Origin of the sequence: Flavobacterium cheongpyeongense (assembly GCF_003202435.1) — a bacterium.
Lineage (GTDB): Bacteria > Bacteroidota > Bacteroidia > Flavobacteriales > Flavobacteriaceae > Flavobacterium > Flavobacterium cheongpyeongense.
In genome coordinates this window covers 1-20,232 of record NZ_QJHK01000025.1, presented here as the reverse complement: position 1 = coordinate 20,232, position 20,232 = coordinate 1, and the positions used below count along the sequence as shown (strand labels likewise).

The 20,232-nt window shown below is 33.3% G+C and carries 19 protein-coding genes; 11 read left to right on the top strand and 8 right to left on the bottom strand.

Annotation, left to right across the window (positions count from 1 at the left end; translation table 11 throughout):
- From DMB65_RS19535 to DMB65_RS19500, 8 genes are all read right to left on the bottom strand, one after another.
- Entirely contained in the window at nucleotides 1-453 is a 453-nt protein-coding gene (locus DMB65_RS19535) for a T9SS type A sorting domain-containing protein (protein ID WP_110308316.1), read from the bottom strand.
- Nucleotides 454-480: 27 nt separating this feature from the next.
- Entirely contained in the window at nucleotides 481-1,482 is a 1,002-nt protein-coding gene (locus DMB65_RS19530; RefSeq protein WP_110308315.1) for a hypothetical protein, read from the bottom strand.
- Between the two features lie 63 nt (nucleotides 1,483-1,545).
- The gene (locus tag DMB65_RS19525; protein WP_110308314.1) at nucleotides 1,546-2,580 is read right to left on the bottom strand and encodes a hypothetical protein; all 1,035 of its coding nucleotides are present in this window, start codon (nucleotides 2,578-2,580) and stop codon (nucleotides 1,546-1,548) included.
- A gap of 231 nt (nucleotides 2,581-2,811) precedes the next feature.
- Nucleotides 2,812-4,089: an O-antigen translocase gene (locus DMB65_RS19520; RefSeq protein ID WP_110308313.1), complete on the bottom strand. Its 1,278-nt coding sequence runs from the start codon at nucleotides 4,087-4,089 to the stop codon at nucleotides 2,812-2,814.
- Nucleotides 4,090-4,091: 2 nt separating this feature from the next.
- Nucleotides 4,092-5,213 carry a DegT/DnrJ/EryC1/StrS family aminotransferase gene (locus DMB65_RS19515; RefSeq protein WP_110308312.1) on the bottom strand — a complete coding sequence of 374 codons (1,122 nt, stop codon included), beginning with the start codon at nucleotides 5,211-5,213 and terminating at the stop codon, nucleotides 4,092-4,094.
- On the bottom strand, nucleotides 5,210-6,187 hold the full coding sequence (locus DMB65_RS19510; RefSeq protein WP_110308311.1) for a GNAT family N-acetyltransferase: 978 nt from the start codon (nucleotides 6,185-6,187) through the stop codon (nucleotides 5,210-5,212). The genes DMB65_RS19515 and DMB65_RS19510 overlap by 4 nt, the downstream gene beginning before the upstream one ends.
- An 8-nt stretch (nucleotides 6,188-6,195) precedes the next feature.
- The gene (locus DMB65_RS19505; protein ID WP_110308310.1) at nucleotides 6,196-6,798 is read right to left on the bottom strand and encodes a trimeric intracellular cation channel family protein; all 603 of its coding nucleotides are present in this window, start codon (nucleotides 6,796-6,798) and stop codon (nucleotides 6,196-6,198) included.
- Between the two features lie 90 nt (nucleotides 6,799-6,888).
- Nucleotides 6,889-7,635 (bottom strand): RDD family protein, encoded by a 747-nt coding sequence (locus DMB65_RS19500; protein WP_110308309.1) that lies wholly within the window; start codon nucleotides 7,633-7,635, stop codon nucleotides 6,889-6,891.
- Nucleotides 7,636-7,655: 20 nt separating this feature from the next.
- Between DMB65_RS19500 and DMB65_RS19495 the strand changes: the two genes are divergently transcribed.
- The 11 genes from DMB65_RS19495 to DMB65_RS19445 all read left to right on the top strand — a co-directional run bounded on the left by DMB65_RS19495 (nucleotide 7,656) and on the right by DMB65_RS19445 (nucleotide 19,666).
- Nucleotides 7,656-8,621 (top strand): stage II sporulation protein M, encoded by a 966-nt coding sequence (locus DMB65_RS19495; protein WP_110308308.1) that lies wholly within the window; start codon nucleotides 7,656-7,658, stop codon nucleotides 8,619-8,621.
- 26 nt (nucleotides 8,622-8,647) lie between these two features.
- Nucleotides 8,648-9,406 (top strand): DUF4129 domain-containing protein, encoded by a 759-nt coding sequence (locus DMB65_RS19490; RefSeq protein WP_110308307.1) that lies wholly within the window; start codon nucleotides 8,648-8,650, stop codon nucleotides 9,404-9,406.
- Nucleotides 9,399-10,607, top strand: coding sequence for a DUF4350 domain-containing protein (locus tag DMB65_RS19485; protein ID WP_110308306.1), 1,209 nt, complete (start codon nucleotides 9,399-9,401; stop codon nucleotides 10,605-10,607). The genes DMB65_RS19490 and DMB65_RS19485 overlap by 8 nt, the downstream gene beginning before the upstream one ends.
- A gap of 44 nt (nucleotides 10,608-10,651) precedes the next feature.
- On the top strand, nucleotides 10,652-11,665 hold the full coding sequence (locus DMB65_RS19480) for an AAA family ATPase (RefSeq protein WP_110308305.1): 1,014 nt from the start codon (nucleotides 10,652-10,654) through the stop codon (nucleotides 11,663-11,665).
- Nucleotides 11,666-11,834: 169 nt separating this feature from the next.
- Nucleotides 11,835-13,166, top strand: a complete 1,332-nt coding sequence (locus tag DMB65_RS19475; RefSeq protein WP_196239583.1) for a DUF58 domain-containing protein — start codon at nucleotides 11,835-11,837, stop codon at nucleotides 13,164-13,166.
- Between the two features lie 45 nt (nucleotides 13,167-13,211).
- On the top strand, nucleotides 13,212-13,712 hold the full coding sequence (locus tag DMB65_RS19470) for a hypothetical protein (protein WP_110308304.1): 501 nt from the start codon (nucleotides 13,212-13,214) through the stop codon (nucleotides 13,710-13,712).
- Between the two features lie 79 nt (nucleotides 13,713-13,791).
- Nucleotides 13,792-14,580, top strand: a complete 789-nt coding sequence (locus DMB65_RS19465) for a TrmH family RNA methyltransferase (protein ID WP_110308303.1) — start codon at nucleotides 13,792-13,794, stop codon at nucleotides 14,578-14,580.
- Between the two features lie 312 nt (nucleotides 14,581-14,892).
- Complete coding sequence (locus tag DMB65_RS19460) at nucleotides 14,893-17,112, top strand: RelA/SpoT family protein (RefSeq protein WP_110308302.1); 2,220 nt, start codon at nucleotides 14,893-14,895, stop codon at nucleotides 17,110-17,112.
- An 88-nt stretch (nucleotides 17,113-17,200) separates the two neighbouring features.
- Entirely contained in the window at nucleotides 17,201-17,659 is a 459-nt protein-coding gene (locus DMB65_RS19455) for a Fur family transcriptional regulator (protein WP_031453777.1), read from the top strand.
- A gap of 97 nt (nucleotides 17,660-17,756) precedes the next feature.
- Nucleotides 17,757-19,028 (top strand): adenylosuccinate synthase, encoded by a 1,272-nt coding sequence (locus DMB65_RS19450; protein WP_110308301.1) that lies wholly within the window; start codon nucleotides 17,757-17,759, stop codon nucleotides 19,026-19,028.
- 53 nt (nucleotides 19,029-19,081) lie between these two features.
- A complete protein-coding gene (locus DMB65_RS19445; RefSeq protein ID WP_110308300.1) occupies nucleotides 19,082-19,666 on the top strand; it encodes an NUDIX domain-containing protein in 585 nt (194 codons plus the stop codon).
- Nucleotides 19,667-20,232 lie beyond the last annotated feature (566 nt).

Genomic DNA, 20,232 nt, shown 5'->3' with positions numbered 1-20,232 from the left:
TTATTGCTTAATAATTTTAATTGTTTTAGGATCACCTGATTTGTAGTTAACTAAAACAACATACACGCCCGACGGATATGACTGAAACAATATGTTTTGACTGTTATTCTTTTTAGTTTCCCGAAATGTATTTAAAACCTGCCCCGCCAATGAAATCAACTGAATTGAAGTTACATAATTGTCATCCGTAAGCTCCCACTTGAGATACAACTCTTCTTTTACTGGATTCGGGTAATAGGAAATCATTTCCTCTCCTTCTATTTTTTCAAGGTCTTCTTCAACAATGGCTTCTATTTCCTTGACTTGTTTGCCTGTTTCCGGCGGGCAGTTAACACATAATGTTCTACTAATCTGATTCCCGGCATTATCATAACTAAACTTAATCTTCGTTTGGTTTTGGGCATTGGACCATAGCGAAAAAACCAATACCAATAGGGTAATATAATATTTCATTAAACTGATTCTTTTAAAGTGATAAACTTATTTTTTTTGGGCAGCCAATAATAACTTTACCTGAGATTTCAACTCTTCCATTTCTTTATTCTGCTGAATTAAATAAAGTGTAAGCTCTTCGATTTTTTCCTGCTGAATTTTTGCCATTTCTCCAAGTTCCAGCCCTTTTTCAGTAATTTCTTTTGCAGATGGTACATTAGGCAAATGACCATTTTGAGCGATGTACTCCTCTACTTTTGTAAGTGGTTTCAAATAATAGTTTTTTGCAAAAACATAATCAGCCCAGGTGTTGTAGACTTTTACTTCTTCTGCCCTTACTTTTCCTTTTACTGAAAGTCTGTAGGTTTCTGAACCATCTGTGAAGTTTGAGGTTCCGATACCAATATTGGCATCTGTCAGAATATTTCCTTCTACTTTAGCACTACCTCCCTGTACAAACAACTTATGGCCTAAACTATTAGCATAATCAGCAAGTCCTCCTATAATTACTCTTGTATTTGGTTTAGGCATAGTCAAAGTAAAAATATCATTTCCATAATCATAAACTTTAAAATAGTCTGTTTGATTTTTATCCATAAGCGAGAAATAACCTTCTCCTCCAGTATCTGCTTTAGTAATAAATCTTGTATGATTACTTCTGTCATCTATAGTTAAAACAAAAGCAGATTTAGTTAAATTAATGATATTTGATTGTGGATGATCATAAAAACATAATAATCTGCCATTTTCTAAAGGATCCCTTATAGTTCCTAAATTTAAAACTCTATTCGAAATATTTCTATCCTTCCAATCGGTATAAGTTGCACCATCGGGAAGAGATTTAAAAAACTCTCCTTCTTTTGCTTTGACAATACCAACAACTTCAAGCTTCGCTGTCGGTTCAGTAGTTCCTATACCCACATTAGTATTTGTAGTTGTACTATTAGGCAATATACTTCCTGCTCCTCCTACACCAGTGCTAATTTGTGCATTTACGGCTATGTTACAAAAAAGAACTCCAAAAAAAAGTACTGTAATTTTATTTTTCATTGTATGATTTTATTAGTCTTATAATGTTTTTACTGATAGAAATAAGTATTAAAAATATTATGATTATTTTTTAGAAGCCAATAAAGCTTTAACCTGAGCTTTTAATTCTTCCATTTCTTTGTTCTGTTGTATTAAATACAGCTTTTGCTCTTCAAGTTGCTTATTCTGCTGAATCAAATACAATGTAAACTCCTCAATTTTTTCCTGCTGAATTTTTGCCATTTCACCCAATTCCAGGCCTTTTTCAGTAATTTGTTTTGCAGATGGCACATTTGGCAAATGACCGTTTTGGGCGATGTACTCCTCTACTTTTGCAAGTGGTTTCAAATCGTAGTTTTTGGCAAAAACATAATCGGCCCAGGTGTTGTACACTTTTACTTCTTCTGCCCTTACTTTTCCTTTTACTGAAAGTCTGTAGCTTTCTGAACCATCTGTGAAATTCGAGGTTCCGATGCCGATACTGGCATCTGTGAGAATATTGCCTTCTATTAAGGCACTACCATTTTGCACTACCAATTTATGAGGAAGGCCAGGGACATAATTAGAATAGCCACCAATACACAATTTAGAATCTGGCTTACCCATTTGCTGATATACCTTTCCTGTACCATCCTCAAACACTTTAAGGTATTCTGTTTGATTTCGATCGAGCAATGTAAATGTTCCGGTACCACCTGTTTCTGCATTTATAGAAATTCTTGTATGATTACTCCTGTCATCAATAGCAAATCCAAAATTAGATTTTGCATCAAGATTTGACTGTGGATGATCAACAAAACGTAATAATCTACCATTGTCTAAAGGGTCTCTTAGAGTACCTAAATTCAAAACCCTATCCCTAATATTTCTATCTTTCCAATCCGTATAAGTTGATCCATCCGGAAGAGACTTAAAAAATTCTCCTTCGTTAGCTTTTATACTGCCTACTACCTCTAATTTATATGCCGGATCAGTAGTTCCTATACCTACATTCGTATTTGTAGGTGTACTATTAGGCAATATACTTGCCACTCCTCCTGCACCTGTACTAATTTGTGCATGTAGAGTTGTATTTAAAAAAAGAGCTCCAAAAAAAAGCAGTGAAATTTTATTTTTCATTTTGTCTGAATTTATTTATTGTAATGCAGTGCAATATTAATAAATAAAGAAGGAATTATTCTTAATAAAAAAATCTAAAATATAGAAATGAATTTTCATTAAAAAAACAAACTCATAATTATTTTAAATATAATTTCACAAGAAAAAAACACTATTTCATTACAAAATGTACCAATTACTTATATAATTATCTCTACAAAGACATCTATCACAAATGATAAATCTAAAAAACTATCCAAACAAACTTTTCCTAAAATAAACAGCTAACCCCAGCAGATAAATAAAATTATCCAAAGCCTGAGCCATAACGATCCCTTGGATACCGAATATTACAACAAAATAATGACTCAAAAAATACAAAACAGTAAGTGAAGCTATTTCTGAAAGAATAAAAGCCTTTGTCATTTTTTTTGCAAAAAACTGAAATCCCAAAACCAATGCAGCAGATTTTAGAATATCGCCCGTTAATTGCCAAAAAAACAAGGTTGTAACCGGCAAAAAATCAGGAGTAAAGAGGAATTTTATAATAAAAAATCGAGCAAAATAAATAACGGTTACCGCAAGTACAAATAGTGGCAAAATATTTTTATAAAAAGTACGGAAAATATTTTGTGTCTCTTTGTTATTTTCGGCTATTGACAATTTTGGAAAAAAATAAACACTCAAAATTGTGGTAATAAACATCATATAATAAGTTGAAATCCTGGTCATCGTTTCCCAAAAACCGGCTTGCTCCAATCCAACCACTTCAATTATATTTTTTCGAATGACCAAATAAACTAATGGCCCTAACACAGAGGAAACCAAAGCCATAAGGGAATAAGATGATAACTTTTTTATAGTTTCAAAATCAAAATTTCGAAATTTAATTATTGATGAAAGACTAAGCTCTTTACTGATGAAATAAAACGTAACAAAAAACAATAATGAAGGTGAAATTACTATCGAAAGCAAAGCTCCCAAGGTTTTATAATTCCAAATCATGTAAAATGAAACCAACAAACCTATTGCATTCCCTGTGATATTTGTCCAAATTACTTCCTTAAACTTTCCCAGGCCATTAATAACCGAAAGCAAAAAAGCCGAAATTGCATACCAGGGTAATACTAAAGCTATCGCTTTAAAAATTATTTGATAATCAAAATTATTTCCAAAAATTTGTGTGTTCCAAAACGCTGCTAAGAAGAACAAAATAAAGCTTGAAACAACAGCAAAAAATAATAAGCTGATAAATGCCGTAGCAATTATTTTTTGAAGTTGCAACTTATCATTTTTGTGTTCAGCTACATATTTCACAACCCCATTTTGAAATCCAAGAGTAGTAATACTTTCTAATGATGATGAAAAATTTCGAAGATTGCCGACCAAAGCCATTCCGCTTGGACCAACAAAAACAGCCAGTAATTTTGAGGTAATCAATCCTATCCCAATTTTCAATAATACACTCAGACTGTTTAAAGAGGTAATTTTAAACAGATCTGTTTCTATTATTTTTTTTATAGGGTTCAATTTTAATATTGATTTAAAATTTCAACAACAAAACTTACCTCATCATTTGTCAAAACCGGACTCATCGGCAAACTCAAAACCTCATTGTGTATTTTTTCTGTAATTGGAAAAGATAAAGTATTCCATTCTGAAAAAGCTTTTTGCTGATGTGGCGGAATAGGATAATGAACCATCGTCTGAACTCCGTTTTCTAACAAATATTGCTGTAATTGATCCCTATTTTCAGTTCGGATCACAAACAAATGAAACACATGATTTTCAGACAAATCCCAAAAAGGTACTATTATTTTATCATTCTTTATTTCAGTAAGATAGCGTTTGGCAGCTTCCCGGCGTTTTTGGTTCTCGTTATCTAAATTGGGCAATTTTAAATTTAAAAAAGCAGCTTGTAACTCATCTAATCTTGAATTTACACCAATAAATTCATTATGATATTTTTTTTCAGAACCATAATTTCGAAGCGAAAAAAGCACTTTTGCCAGTTCAGCATCATTGGTGGTAATAGCTCCCCCGTCTCCCAAAGCACCTAAATTTTTTCCGGGATAAAAGCTAAAAGCTGCAGCATTTGATAAGTTTCCGGATTTTTTACTTTCGGCTTTCGGCTTTCGGCTTTCGGCTAAAACAGCACCATGTGCCTGAGCAGCATCTTCGATTACTAATAAATTATTTTGATTTGCAATTTTATGGATAGCATTCATTTCGGCTAATTGTCCATAAAGATGAACGGCCAGAATAGCTTTGGTTCTTGAAGTGATTTTACTTTCAATTAAATCAGGATTGATATTATACGTTTCGAGCCTTGGCTCAACTAAAACCGGAATTAAATCTGCTTGTGAAATTGCAAGAATACTTGCAATATAGGTATTTGCCGGAACAATTACCTCGTCCCCTTTTTTAAGTTTTCCTAATTCGATATACCCTTTAAAAATTAAAACAAGGGCATCAAAACCGTTACCGGCCCCTATACCATATTTTGTTCCGCAATAACTGGAGAAATTGCTTTCGAATACCGCTGTTTCCTTTCCTAAAATATACCAGCCATTCTCTAAAACCGATTTCAGTTTTTCCTGAAAAGCAGTTTCGTAAGGTTCGTTTATTTTTTTTAAATCTAAAAAGGAAATCATATCAAAACGTTATTTAATAAACTATAATTTGATGTTTGAACTTCGTAAAAATCATGCACAATGGTACTAGCTCCAAAACTTTCTTTCCAATAGGACAGCCCTTCATTGAGTTTTCTGCCCTGACTTTCATTTGAGATTCCAAAATCGAAAAATCGTTTGTTCTTGAAAACATCAGTAATCAATATGTAAAACAAAAAATCAATTCCACCCAATTCATTTTTATCTTCTATACCTGAAATATATTGGCTGTGAGCTACATTTGAACTTTCAAAAACAGTAGTTCCTGCAACAATAGTCCCATTATGATAAACATTAAACTGACGGACTTTTTCAGGAAACAAAGCTTTCAATTTCGTTATTTCCTCTAAACTATGTACGGGTTTTGCCTGATGTTTTTGGGCTAAATTAGGAATTAATATTTCATTCCAGAAATCATAAAAACCATCCACTTCTTTAACAATCAAACGATTAGAAATTCCGTTTTTAACACCTCTTTTTCTAATTTTTGACAAGGAATAAGAAGTTGATAAATCAATAACCGTTAAAGTATCCCTCCGAATTAATTGTGCATCTGACAAAAAAAGCGCATAATTCAGTTCTTCAGACGGCTTTTGATGGTAAACCGAAGGAAGCAATTTAACTTGTAATTTTTGAATAGCACTGGAATTCAAAAAAAACAAAATACATTTAAAAATTTGAATTACTGATGCCAGTTTAAATTTCTCATTATAAACCAGACCTCCATAAGTAAGTCCCTGATGCGAGTAGACAGTATCTTGATCTATATTTGCTGGTAAAACTGCAACCAGTTTCCCGCCTTCAAAAACCATCAATGAATAATCTTCAAACCGATCTTTATGATATTCCATAAAATCACGATGAAACAAAAATGTAGCATTTTTGGCCTGAGCAATAAAGTCATTCCAGGTTTTATAATGGTTTTCAGTATACTTTTTTACAGAATATCTATTCAATTTCTTTTTTATTTATGATCGAGTGCCGGCAAATACCATTTGAATCTTACAGCCATCAAACGTACTGAAATTATGACAACAGAAGTCGCTAAATATAGAATATCTTTATCCAAATCAAGACTTTGCAGAGCAAAAAATACAATTCCGCCGAAAATACAAATCGTAGCATAAATTTCCCTTCTGAAAATAGTTGGTATTTCTGTACACAAAATATCACGAATTACACCGCCAAAACAGGCAGTTATGGTTCCTAGAGCGATACAAATTACAGGATGCAGACCAATTGAGATTCCTTTTTCAAGACCAATTAAGGTAAAAACGCCTAACCCGATTGTGTCAAACAAAAATAAGGAGGTACGAAGCTTATCAAACTTTTTTCTAAACAGAACCGCCAATCCAAAGCCTAAAATAATCACATAAACGTATTTTAGATCCAGCATCCAGCCCACCGGAGTTCTTCCTATGAGGACATCACGAAGCGTTCCGCCACCAACTGCAGTAACAAAAGCAATGATAAAAACACCAAACGGATCCAGTCTTTTATGCATTGCCGTTAAAGCACCTGACATGGCAAAAGCCATTGTACCGATAATATCTAAGAGATAAAACATTTTCTTAAGATTCTAAGCTTCTGAGATTAACATCAACATTTTTTCATTGAATTTGATATTAATATTGTCATTGATACTGCCATTTACAACCTACATATTCTGAGTATAAAAATTATAATCTTTTAAAACTGTCCTGATGAATTCTGTAGGATTACCAATAGATTGATTTTTGATTCCCGCAACACTTTCTATTTTATGAACCAGCTTATAAATGATCTCGTAGTCATTTTTTGCTTCTGCCCGTAAAAATGTTTCTTTTATAATACGCATATCATTGTCTGATAGTTTTATCACCATAGGATAAGTAGGCACATAAGTCTCTCCTATTTCTTCTAAGATCGTATGACTGATATCAATTTTATTTTTTAAGGTGATTACTGATGTTCCTGCTACCATATCTCCTAATCGCTGTCCTTTTTTACTGGAAACTACCGTAATCAGAGCTATAATTCCGTTGAGAATAGAAATATCGATCAGCCTGAAAAACCAACGCATCAGATAATCACCAAAACCGGCCTGATAACCGTCAATTTTTACTACTTTAATTTTGATCAGTTTTTTTCCTATCGTTTGTCCTTCAAAAATGCTTTCAAGAATGAGGGAATAAATCATAACCGGAAAATAAAACCCTAAAAAAATTGTCCCAACGGACCATTGATCTAATTTTTGGAATAAACGATCCAGATTCAGCCAATAGAAAAAAATAAGATAAACCACTATGCCATAGGCAATTTTAATAGTCAAATCGATAAAATAAGAGCCTATTCGTTCGCCTGCTGAAGCAGCAATAAAATTTATTTTAACATTTTGCGTTGTATTAATAGATAATTCTGACATATTTTATATTTTAGCCCTCGATGAGAGAAGTTGCATTCATAAAACAAAATAAAGAAAAATGGCTGGAATTTGAACTGGCTATTTTTGGTAAAGCTAAAAAAAATCCTGATGAGTTAGCTAATTTGTACATTCAAATGATGAATGATCTGTCGTATGCGCAAACCTATTATCCAAAAAGTAAAACCGTTATTTACTTAAATCATCTTGCCTCACAGATTTATCAGAAGATTTACAAAACCAAACGAGCAGAAAAAAACAGGTTTCTGGAATTTTTTAAGACTGAAGTCCCCTTACTGGTTTATGACTACAGAAGGTATTTGCTGTATGCGTTTGCCTTATTTTTTGTTACCGTCGCTATTGGGGTAGTTTCTGCGAGATATGACCAGGATTTTGTCAGGTTGATTTTGGGCGACGCATATGTCAATATGACTCTAGACAATATTAAAAAAGGAAATCCTGTAGCAGTTTATGCTTCAGGAAGTAACTGGGGCAGTTTCGTAGGCATTACCATAAACAACCTTTATGTGGGTGCAAGATGTTATATCTGGGGGATTTTTGGTGGTATTGGCACCCTTTACATCTCACTTCAAAACTGTATTATGCTAGGAGCGTTTCAATATTTTTTTTACGAACAAAATGTATTCTGGAAAAGTGTTCGTGGTATCTGGATTCACGGTTCAATGGAAATTTTTGCTATTGTCATTGAAACAGCTTCCGGATTTATTTTAGGAGCATCTATTTTATTTCCTAAAACATTTTCAAGAGCAAATTCTTTTAAAATAGGCTTTAAAAACAGTTTCAAGATATTCCTCAGTACATTTCCTTTTACAATTAGTGCCGGATTTCTTGAAGGTTTCATTACCCGATACTCTATTGATATGCCCAATTGGCTTAGTAGTTTTATCATTCTTTTTACTTTGGGAATTATCTCTTTTTATTATTTGGTTTATCCTTTTATTGTTCACAAAAAAACACAACAACTATAAGTCAATTGAATTAACCATAACCAATAATGAAGAGATTTTTACTTATTTTATTTTTTATTTTTTGCTGCAACAGCTCAAATGCACAGGATACATTGGTCAAATCCGGCTCTGTAAAATATACAGAAGCAGATATTTATGTCGATGAAGATACCATTGAGAAAAAAACATTCGAGAAAAATTTTAAAAAAGAATATACCGGAAACGACTTTATATACGAACAAAAAACTCCTGAAAAAAATTGGTGGGATCATTTTAAAGAATGGCTGGCTGGCATTTTCAGAAATATATTCTCATTTAAAAACCCACAGGCTTCACTTAATTTTGTCGCAATTTTGCTAAAAGTATTAGCTGCACTGATTATTATTTTTGTAATTTATTTAATTGTAAAAGCTTTAATTAACAAAGAAGGACAATGGATTTTCAGCAAAGAAGCAAAACAAAAAGTAATTCATTATTCTGATATGGAAAAAAACATCCATCTTCTGGATTTTGAAAAACTGATTAAAGAAAGCATTGAATCCGGAGAAAAACGAATTGCAATTCGATACTACTATCTTTGGCTATTGAAAGTAATGGCTAAAAATCATTATATCGAATGGGACATCGAAAAAACAAATTCCGATTATTTATACGAAATCAAAAGCCCAACCCACAAAGAAGAATTTACTTACCTATCGTATTTATACAATTATATCTGGTATGGCGAATTTGAAATTGATGAAACCGCTTTCATAAAAGCCGAAAACAAATTTAAAAAATCACTAAAAACCTTTAGCCATGGGTAAATCGATGAAAATTTATATCGCTGTACTGGTTTTGGTTTTTGCCCTGATTTTACTGGCAGGCAGTAATTCCCAAAAAAGAATTGACTGGACCCCAACCTATTCCGTAAACGATAAAATCCCGTTTGGATTATACATCTTCAATAAAGAAATTGACGGACTTTTAAAACAGCAAAAACTCGAAAGGGTTTCAGCACTGACACCTTACGAGTTTTTAGATTCCAAATACGTGCCTGATACCGTTGTGGGTACTTATAAAATAAAAGGAACTTTCCTTAATATCACAGAATTTGCTTCGATTGACGACCAGTCCATGAAAGAGCTGTTTTATTTTGTTTCGCATGGAAATAGTGCTTTTCTGAGTATGAAAACCTTTCCTCAACCCATATTAGACAGTTTAAAAGTGGATTTCAGTACCGATTTTGAATACTCCTACAGTACCTCTGTCTGGCTTGCTAATAAAAAAGTAAATCCCAAAAAGTTTCATCTGACGGAAGGCATGGGGAATTATTATTTTTCGAAAATTGATACTTTAAACACCACCGTTTTAGGTTATCAGGGAAATAAAGGAGATCAAAAACGCATCAATTTCATAAAGATTCCATACGTAAACGGATATTTTTATTTACACACCCAACCCGCTGCTTTTTCTAATTTTCACTTATTAAAAGACGATCATTATCAATATGCTCAGGGCGTTCTTTCTTATATCCCAAAAGGAGATGTTTACTGGTACACAAAAGGACAAAACAGCGAATCAATATCGGATTCTCCACTACGCTATATTTTAAGTCAGCCCGCTTTAAAATCAGCATTTTATCTGGCCTTAATTGCAATCGTGATTTTTATTCTTTTTAACGCCAAGCGAAAACAACGAATTGTTCCGATACTAAAGCCGTTGCCTAATTTAACTGTTGATTTCACCAAAACAATCGGAAATCTATATTATCAGGAAGGCGATCACGATAATATTATTGATAAAAAAATTATTTATCTTCTGGAAAGAATCCGAAATGAATATTTGATGGATACTTCAAAACTGGATGATGATTTTATTAAAAAACTGCATCAAAAATCTGGTAAAGATGAAAACGACATCAGGGAACTTGTATTTTTGATTAACGAACATCGAAAAAGTTACCACGGCAGTCTTGAAGAAGATCTAATCAGAATCAATAATGCCATAGAAAAAGTTTTACATTAATATTTTTAACAGCAATTCATTCAAAAAGAAAAACATACCAAAACATGGACGATATCAATACAACAGAAACTGAAATCACTAACGAAAATGTGAATTTTGAAACCAGACTTAATCTGGCACCGCTCTTAGATCACGTAAACAGTATTAAAAAAGAACTTGAAACAGTAATTGTAGGACAACATAAAATGATTGACCAGCTTTTGGTAGCTATCTTATCAAACGGACATGTTTTACTGGAAGGTGTTCCCGGAGTTGCCAAAACCATTACAGCCAAATTATTGTCGAAGACCTTAAATATTGGCTTTAGCCGAATTCAGTTTACACCAGATTTGATGCCTTCGGATATTTTGGGAACCTCGATTTTTAACTTAAAAAGTTCCGAATTCGAATTTAAGCAGGGACCTATTTTCTCAAATCTTATTTTGATTGATGAGATCAACCGTGCCCCGGCCAAAACGCAGGCTGCTCTTTTTGAAGTGATGGAAGAACGTCAGATTACGATTGATGGTTCAGCTTATAAGTTGGAAACTCCGTTTTTGGTAATTGCGACACAAAACCCGATTGAACAAGAAGGAACTTATCGCTTGCCAGAAGCACAATTGGACCGTTTTCTATTCAAAATCTCAATTGATTATCCAAAATTAGATGAAGAAATCCTGATAATCCAAAGAGAACATCTTTTACAGGATCACGAAAAATTAGAAGCCATCAAAACGATTCTTTCTGCGGAAGAAATAAAAGGGTACCAAGCTTTGATTAAACAAATAAGAGTGGAACAAAATTTACTGGAATACATTGCAAGAATCGTTGTAAACACAAGAGAAAATGCCTTTTTATATTTAGGAGCCTCTCCTCGTGCCTCTATTGCTATTTTGAATGCTTCGAAAGGTTTTGCAGCCATTAATGGTCGTGATTTTGTAACTCCTGAGGATATTAAGGAAGCTGCTGTACCGGTTTTACAACACCGTGTGATTGTTGCTCCTGAACGTGAAATGGAAGGAATTACAAGCTCTGAAATCATTAAACAGATTATTGAAGCAGTAGAGATTCCAAGGTAGCATTCAGGTTTCAGTCTCATCTAAAATGAATGAGTAAAAACTGTGACTGAAAACTGTAACCGAAAACTAAAATTTTCAGGCTGAGCGTAGTCGAAGCCCTTTCAAGTTTAAAAACCCTTCGACTTCGCTCAGGGTAAAATCAAGAAATAAAAACTGAAATTATAAAAACGTGAAATTTATAAAAAGCCTTTATCTCAATAACTTCTTTTTCTATGTGCTTTTGGGCATCATCGGATTGTTTGTTTATGCTTTCTTTTTTTCGATTTTATACAACGGAGCCTGGTTTGTTATTTTGGTACTAATTACTTTTATGGCACTCGATATTTTGATTTTATATACAGCCAGAACCGGAATTGAAGCTTCGAGAGAAATGCCTGAAAAACTTTCTAATGGCGATTTGAATCCCTTAAAAATTTCAATTAAAAATCATTACACTTTTCCTGTTTCGGTCAAAATAATTGATGAAATTCCATTTCAGTTTCAGGTTCGTGATTTTAAAATCATAAAAACAATTAAGGCTTCTGCCGAAGATAAAACCACATATGATTTACGGCCAACAGAACGTGGAGAATATTACTTTGGAAATTTAAATATTTACGTTTCTTCGCCTTTAAAATTGATTTCAAGACGTTTTACTTTCGATAAAGATAAGATGGTACCCACTTATCCGTCTTATATCCAGTTAAGGAAATATGATTTACTGGCTTTCTCAAATAATCTGTTTCAATACGGAATCAAAAAAATCCGCCGAATTGGGCATACAATGGAATTTGAACAAATCAAAGAATACGTTCAGGGAGACGATCTTCGAACTTTAAACTGGAAAGCTACTGCTAAGAAGAATTCATTGATGGTCAATCAGTTTCAGGATGAAAAATCGCAGTCGGTTTATCTTGCAATTGACAAAGGGCGTGTCATGCAAATGCCTTTTAACGGTTTGAGTTTACTGGATTATGCTATTAATTCTACGCTGGTTTTGGCGAATGTAATTTTAAAGAAGCAAGATAAAGCCGGAATTTTTGCTTTTTCTAAAAAGGTTGAAAACAGGGTTTTTGCCGAAAAAAGAGGTTCGCAAATGCAAAAAATCCTCGAAACTTTATACAATATCAAAACCGATTTTTTTGAAAGTGATTACAGCCGTTTATATGTTGATGTCAAGAAAAATATTAACCAGCGAAGTTTAATAATCCTATATACCAATTTTGAAACGATGGATGGCTTAAACCGTCAATTACCATATTTAAAAGGAATTGCGAAAAGCCATTTATTGGTTGTCGTTTTCTTCAGTAACACAGAACTGAACGAAATCATCAACAAAAAAACCGACACGATTCAGGAAGTTTACGACAAAGTAATTGCCGAAAAATTTATGTTCGAAAAACGTTTAATTGCGAATGAACTGAAGAAATACGGAATTCATTCGGTTTTAACACAACCAGAGAATCTGACTTTGGATGCGATAAATAAGTATTTGGAAATTAAGTCGAGGGGGATTTTGTAGCGAAATTGTGAAATGAAGGTTGTAAAATGTGAGATGTAAAATGACATGAAAATATTAAAAAAAGAAATACTTTGGATAATCCTATTATTGGTAATTAGTTATGTGATCTGGCATCCTTTTTTACCTTTTAATTTCTCTGATTTCACTTCTACAATTGATGTAAATATTCCACGATATGATACTTATTTTGTTATCGGATCTGTTAATATTCTTTTTTTAACTACCGCACTCGTTTTGTTTATTGTTTATTCAATACGAGCACTAACTTCAAGATTAAAAAACACTATAATTAATGTAATATTTCTATTTTCAAACACATTGATGATTATAGTAATGTCATACTTAATTTCGGTTACAAAATTACTTATTGTTGAAGCAGGATGGACAATTTACCCGCCATTATCCGCCAATCTACAAATACATGAGGATAATGGTGTGAAAAACATTTACTACACCTGTGTAGGAATTCAGATTTCCTTAGTTATCATTTTGATCCTTGTGATTGCAAAAACTATATTTAATTTCAAAAAATTAAGAAAAGTATAAAAAATCATTCTTTTTAAATCTTTATAACTTTATAAAAATCTCAGTACCTTAGCACCTCAGAAACTCAGTTGCTCAAACAATGAAACAAATCACATCAATCCAAAATCCGTTTATAAAATCGCTTGTTTTATTGCAGGAAAAATCAAAAGCCCGTAAGCAAACCGGAACCTTTTTGATTGAAGGATTACGTGAAATTTCATTGGCTGTAAAAGGCGGTTATGAAATAGAATCTGTTTTATTTTTACCAGAACTTGTTTCAGAAAATGAAATCAATAAATTGGTAAATTCGCCTCTTCAAATGATAGAAATCAATAAAGAGGTGTATCAAAAACTGGCATATCGCGATACTACAGAAGGAATTTTGGCTGTAGCTAAAACTAAATCACTACAATTATCTGATTTAAAATTATCTGAAAACCCATTGATTCTGGTAGCTGAAGCACCTGAAAAACCGGGAAATATCGGCGCACTTTTACGAACTGCCGACGCAGCCAACCTGGATGCTGTTCTGATAGCAAACCCAAAAAGTGATCTATACAATCCGAATATCGTACGTTCGAGCGTTGGCTGTTTATTTACCAATCAAATTGCAACCGGAACTACGGCAGAAATTATTGCTTTTCTGAAAGATAAAAAAATTAATTTTTATTGCGCTACATTACAAAATTCAACCTCCTACCATACACAAAACTTTACCATTCCAACTGCTTTGGTGGTAGGAACAGAAGCCACCGGATTAACCCAGGAATGGCGTGATGCCGCTACACAAAACATCATTATTCCGATGCAGGGCGAAATTGACAGTATGAATGTTTCCGTGGCTGCCGCTATTTTGATTTTTGAAGCTAAAAGACAAAGAGGGTTTTAGATTTTAGATTTTAGATTTTAGATTTTAGATTTTAGATTTTAGATTTTAGATTTTAGATTTTAGATTGAAAATTAGAAGTCTGCGACTTTACTTTCTCCTTTTTAAAATATTTTTTTACTTATTTTTCTAACAAAAGACAACTTTTATATTGTCAGACTGAGCGGAGTCGAAGTCCTTTTGAAACACAAAACAATCTCGACTTTACTCGATTCGACAAGCTAAAAAATCTAAAATCCAAGATCTAAAATCAACACTCCATTCCTTGTGTATATTCAAACAAATCCTTATTTTTAGGACTTGAACCATGCCGTTATGACAGAAATAGATATAGAAAAAGAAAACAAAGCAATTGCACAAGAGTACAAAGAATTACTCCGAATAAGTTATCAAACTTTAACACCCACTGATAAAAAATTAATCCGTAAAGCTTTTGATGTAGCTGTTGATGCCCATAAAGAGCAAAGACGCAAATCCGGGGAAGCGTATATCTTTCATCCTATTGCAGTTGCAAAAATTGTAGCCTCAGAAATTGGTCTGGGAGCCACTTCTATTGCTGCAGCTCTATTGCACGATGTTGTAGAAGACACCCCTATTACTGTTGAAGATATTGAACGTATTTTTAATCCTAAAGTAGCACAACTAGTAGAAGGATTGACTAAAATTTCAATGGTTCAAAAGGATCTGAATGCTTCTATGCAGGCAGAGAATTTTCGAAAAATGATCCTGACCCTGAACGATGATGTCCGTGTTATCTTAATTAAACTGGCAGACAGACTTCACAATATGCAGACCATGGACTCGATGGTAGAGCATAAACAGACCAAAATTGCATCTGAAACCTTATATATCTATGCTCCCCTTGCACATCGTTTGGGACTTTATAACATCAAAACCAAATTAGAAGATTTAGGCTTAAAATATACTGAACCGGCTATCTACGAAGATATCGTAAGTAAAATAAGAGAGACCAAAGAAGAACAGGATGCCTACATTAAAGACATTTCGGATGTATTAAAAAAATCCTTAGATGCCGAAAATATTGATTACATCATAAAAGGAAGACCAAAATCAATTTATTCGATTCGCCGAAAAATGCGTGTCCAAAATGTAAGTTTTGATGAAGTTTACGACAAATTTGCTCTTCGGATTGTTTATAAAGGTGATTCACACGAAGAAAAATTTATTGCCTGGAAAATATACTCCATCGTCACAGATCACTACAGGCCTAGTCCCAGCCGTTTGCGCGATTGGATTTCATCTCCAAAATCAACTGGTTATGAAGCGCTACACATTACCGTTATGGGACCAAAAGGGCGTTGGGTCGAAGTTCAGGTTCGAAGCGAGCGTATGGATGAAATTGCCGAAAAAGGTTATGCTGCACATTACAAATACAAAAATGGCGCTTCAGAAGAAAGCGGTCTGGATGTATGGCTCAACCTTTTGCGCGAAGCATTAGAAAATCAGGAAACCAATGCAGTTGATTTTGTGGAAGATTTTAAAATGAATTTATATTCAAAAGAAATCTTCGTTTTTACACCAAAAGGTGAAATCAAATCATTGCCAAAAGGTGCTACTTCATTGGATTTTGCTTTTAGTATTCACTCAGAAATTGGAATAAAAACCAGAGGAACACGCGTCAATGGACGTTTGGTTCCGTTAAATCACGAACTCAAAAGCGGTGACCAAATCGAAGTTATTACCTCCGCCAATCAAAAACCAACCGTAAACTGGCTTGATTATGTAACAACTTCAAGAGCTAAAAATAAGATCAAAAATGTTCTTAACGAGAACACCAAAAAAATTGCCGAAGAAGGAAAAGAATTACTTACCAGAAAATTAAGACATTTAAAAGTTACGCTCAATGAACAGGTTACAAACGAATTAGTCAATTTTTTTAAACTAAAAACAAGTTTAGATTTATTTTATCGTGTTGGAATCGGCGCTATCGAAAATCAACAATTAAAAGATTATGCGGCACAAAAGAGCAATACTTTTATCAATTTCTTCAAAAATAAAATTAAAAGAACAAAGGATACCGCTGCCGAGGATATTCACAAGCCTGTCATTAGCAGTAATTATGACATGCTGGTTTTTGGGACTGAGCATGATAAACTCGATTATAAACTTTCGCAATGCTGTAACCCAATTCCGGGAGATGACGTTTTTGGATTTGTAACCATAAACGAAGGAATAAAAGTGCATAAAAAAGATTGCCCGAATGCCATAGGGATGCAGTCGAACTACGCTTACCGTATCATGAGTGCCAAATGGATCGATTCTTCACAGGAAGAGTTTAAAGCGATTATCAACATTACCGGGATGGATGTTTTAGGACTTACAAATCAGCTTACAAAAGTAATTTCGAACAATATGAGCGTCAATATTCAAAGTATTTCCTTGAGTACAGATGCCGGAATTTTTCATGGGCAAATTGCCGTAATTGTAAAAAACAATACCATTTTGAAAAAAATGATCAGCGCAATTAAGAAAATTGATGGCGTGGACAAAGTAACAAGAGAATACAGAACCTAACTTTTTAACCTATCTCTAAGGGTTTTGTAACTAAACTTTAAACCCGAAACTTTTATTGATTAAAAATAAAAAATTATCTTTGCAGGATATGACACTCATTTCAACTGACAACACTAAGAATCAAGAAATTGTAAAAAATGTTTTTACAATGTATCTTGAACAAAAAGGGCATCGCAAAACTCCTGAGCGTTATGCCATACTTCAGGAAATTTACGACAGCGAAGAACATTTTGACATAGAAAACCTTTATATCAAAATGAAAAACAAAAACTATCGTGTGAGCAGGGCTACTTTATACAACACGATCGAGTTATTGTTAGACTGCGCATTGGTTAGAAAACATCAATTTGGGCAAAATCAGGCTTACTACGAAAAATCATATTTTGACAAACAGCATGACCATATTATCATGACTGATTCCGGAGAAGTTATTGAATTTTGTGATCCAAGAATTCAAACAATCAAAAAAACAATCGAAGAAATATTTGATATCGAAATTACGAATCATTCACTTTATTTCTACGGAAACAAAAAACAAAATCAATAATTCCCGGAAAGGGCATTATTCAAAAAATAAAAAAAAGAAAATTAACTACATTAATCAGTAGGACAACTTAAATTGTCTCAACGCAAATTAAAACAGAATGACCGTAGATTTATTACTAGGATTACAATGGGGAGATGAAGGTAAAGGAAAAATTGTAGATGTACTTACCTCAAATTATGATATTATTGCACGTTTTCAGGGAGGACCAAATGCAGGACATACATTAGAATTTGACGGAATAAAACACGTACTAAGAACCATTCCTTCCGGAATTTTTCATAAAAATTCAGTAAACATCATCGGAAATGGAGTTGTGATCGATCCGGTAGTTTTTCAAAAAGAAATTGAAGGTCTGGAGAAATTCAACCTTGATATCAAAAGCAAATTAATTATCTCCAGAAAAGCACATTTAATTTTACCAACACACCGTTTGCTTGACGCCGCTTCTGAAGCATCAAAAGGAAAAGCAAAAATTGGTTCTACATTAAAAGGAATTGGACCAACTTATATGGACAAAACCGGTAGAAACGGATTGCGTGTTGGAGATATCGAATTAGAAGATTTTAAAGAAAGATACAGAGCATTAGCAGACAAACATGAAGCCATGATTGCTTTTTATGATGTTGCTATTCAATATAATTTAGCTGAACTTGAAAAAGAGTTTTTTGAAGCTATTGAAGAATTAAAAAAATTAGACTTTATTGACAGTGAAGAATATATGTACCAGGCTCAAAAAGCAGGTAAATCTATTTTATGCGAAGGAGCGCAGGGTTCATTGTTAGATGTTGATTTCGGAACTTATCCTTTCGTAACTTCATCAAATACTACTGCTGCCGGGGCTTGTACTGGTTTAGGAATTGCTCCTAACAAAATCAAAGAAGTTTACGGAATTTTTAAAGCTTATGTTACACGTGTTGGTAGCGGACCATTTCCAACTGAACTTTTTGACGAAGTTGGTGCTACAATGGCAAGAGTTGGAAATGAATTTGGATCTGTTACAGGAAGACAAAGACGTTGTGGCTGGCTAGATCTTGTAGCGTTAAAATATGCGGTACAGGTAAACGGAGTTACCCAGTTAATGATGATGAAAGGTGATGTTCTTTCAGGATTCGAAACTTTAAAAGTTTGTACAGAATACAATTATAAAGGACAAAACATTTCTCACTTTCCTTACAATATCGAACCGGAAAATGTAACGCCGATTTATAAGGAATTTAAAGGGTGGAAAGCTGACTTAACGGGCTTGACAACTTATAACGAATTGCCAATTGAGCTAAAAGAATATATTGAGTTTATTGAAAAAGAAGTTGGAGTACCAATCAAGATTGTATCTGTTGGACCAGACAGAAAACAAACAATAACCAAATAACACATTTAAACGCTCTGATAATCAGGGCGTTTTTTTTACAAAACTATTTCACAATGAGAAAAAATCCCGAAATTAAAATAAACGAAACCAAGTTACTATCTGACAATTGGTATATTTTGAATAAAATAACCTACAGCTATCAAAAAGAAAATGAAGCACCACAAACTCATATCCGTGAAATTTATGATCGTGGAAATGGTGCTGCTATTTTACTCTATAATTCAAACAAAAAAACAATCATTCTAACACGACAATTTCGTTTACCCACTTTCCTTAACGGAAATAAAACCGGAATGATGATCGAAGTTTGCGCAGGTCTTTTAGATCAGGATAATCCTGAACAGGCCATCATTCGTGAAACCGAAGAAGAAACAGGCTACCGACTTGATAAAGTACAGAAAGTGATGGAAACTTATATGTCACCAGGAGCCGTTACAGAGATTTTATATTTGTTTACAGGCGAATATGACGAGAGCAAAAAAGTAAGCGAAGGTGGTGGACTAGATGCTGAGCAAGAACACATTGAAGTTCTTGAGTATACTTTTGACGAAGCTTATTTGATGATTGAATCTGGTGAGATTTCAGATGCCAAAACAATTATGTTGTTGCAGTATGCGAAAATAAAAGGGCTGATTTAAACTTTTTGATTTAGAATATTATTATTTTAGATACAAAAATTCAGATAATATTCTAAATGAAATTACTTAAATACGGAACTAAAATTCTTAAAATACTATTCGTTATTTTTATAATAATGAATAGTATTGCTTTTTTTCACGCTTATAAATTCACACATTTTTCAGAAAACAAATCTGAAAAAACTAAAAGTCCTGAAAACTATCTTCGTTTGAAAAGGTAAAAGCTTTATTTTTTGGTGTTAATAATCCCAAACCAAAAAACGTCGCATTCCCACCTCAACAATATCACACTGTAAAACTTAAAAGTAATAAAGAAATTGAATGTTGGTTAATCAAAGCCAGAAACTCAAAAGGAACAATTATTTTATTTCATGATTATGGAAGCGAAAAGTCTTCAATGATTCAAAAATCGAATGAATTTATAAAATTAGGTTTCAATACATTGTTGTCCGATAAAAAAGAAGCCAAATTAATGGCTTCTTAAAAAACATCGTAATTTAGAGTTGCAAAATTCAAATAACGATGGGTAAAAATAAGTATTTTTCGACTAAATCTGTTTTCGGACA

Coding starts and splice junctions, on each gene's coding strand:
- DMB65_RS19535 (WP_110308316.1), bottom strand. CDS start 453: ATGAAATATTATATTACCCTATTGGTATTGGTTTTTTCGCTATGGTCC.
- DMB65_RS19530 (WP_110308315.1), bottom strand. CDS start 1,482: ATGAAAAATAAAATTACAGTACTTTTTTTTGGAGTTCTTTTTTGTAAC.
- DMB65_RS19525 (WP_110308314.1), bottom strand. CDS start 2,580: ATGAAAAATAAAATTTCACTGCTTTTTTTTGGAGCTCTTTTTTTAAAT.
- DMB65_RS19515 (WP_110308312.1), bottom strand. CDS start 5,213: ATGATTTCCTTTTTAGATTTAAAAAAAATAAACGAACCTTACGAAACT.
- DMB65_RS19505 (WP_110308310.1), bottom strand. CDS start 6,798: ATGTTTTATCTCTTAGATATTATCGGTACAATGGCTTTTGCCATGTCA.
- DMB65_RS19500 (WP_110308309.1), bottom strand. CDS start 7,635: ATGTCAGAATTATCTATTAATACAACGCAAAATGTTAAAATAAATTTT.
- DMB65_RS19495 (WP_110308308.1), top strand. CDS start 7,656: ATGAGAGAAGTTGCATTCATAAAACAAAATAAAGAAAAATGGCTGGAA.
- DMB65_RS19490 (WP_110308307.1), top strand. CDS start 8,648: ATGAAGAGATTTTTACTTATTTTATTTTTTATTTTTTGCTGCAACAGC.
- DMB65_RS19485 (WP_110308306.1), top strand. CDS start 9,399: ATGGGTAAATCGATGAAAATTTATATCGCTGTACTGGTTTTGGTTTTT.
- DMB65_RS19480 (WP_110308305.1), top strand. CDS start 10,652: ATGGACGATATCAATACAACAGAAACTGAAATCACTAACGAAAATGTG.
- DMB65_RS19470 (WP_110308304.1), top strand. CDS start 13,212: ATGAAAATATTAAAAAAAGAAATACTTTGGATAATCCTATTATTGGTA.
- DMB65_RS19465 (WP_110308303.1), top strand. CDS start 13,792: ATGAAACAAATCACATCAATCCAAAATCCGTTTATAAAATCGCTTGTT.
- DMB65_RS19460 (WP_110308302.1), top strand. CDS start 14,893: ATGACAGAAATAGATATAGAAAAAGAAAACAAAGCAATTGCACAAGAG.
- DMB65_RS19455 (WP_031453777.1), top strand. CDS start 17,201: ATGACACTCATTTCAACTGACAACACTAAGAATCAAGAAATTGTAAAA.
- DMB65_RS19450 (WP_110308301.1), top strand. CDS start 17,757: ATGACCGTAGATTTATTACTAGGATTACAATGGGGAGATGAAGGTAAA.
- DMB65_RS19445 (WP_110308300.1), top strand. CDS start 19,082: ATGAGAAAAAATCCCGAAATTAAAATAAACGAAACCAAGTTACTATCT.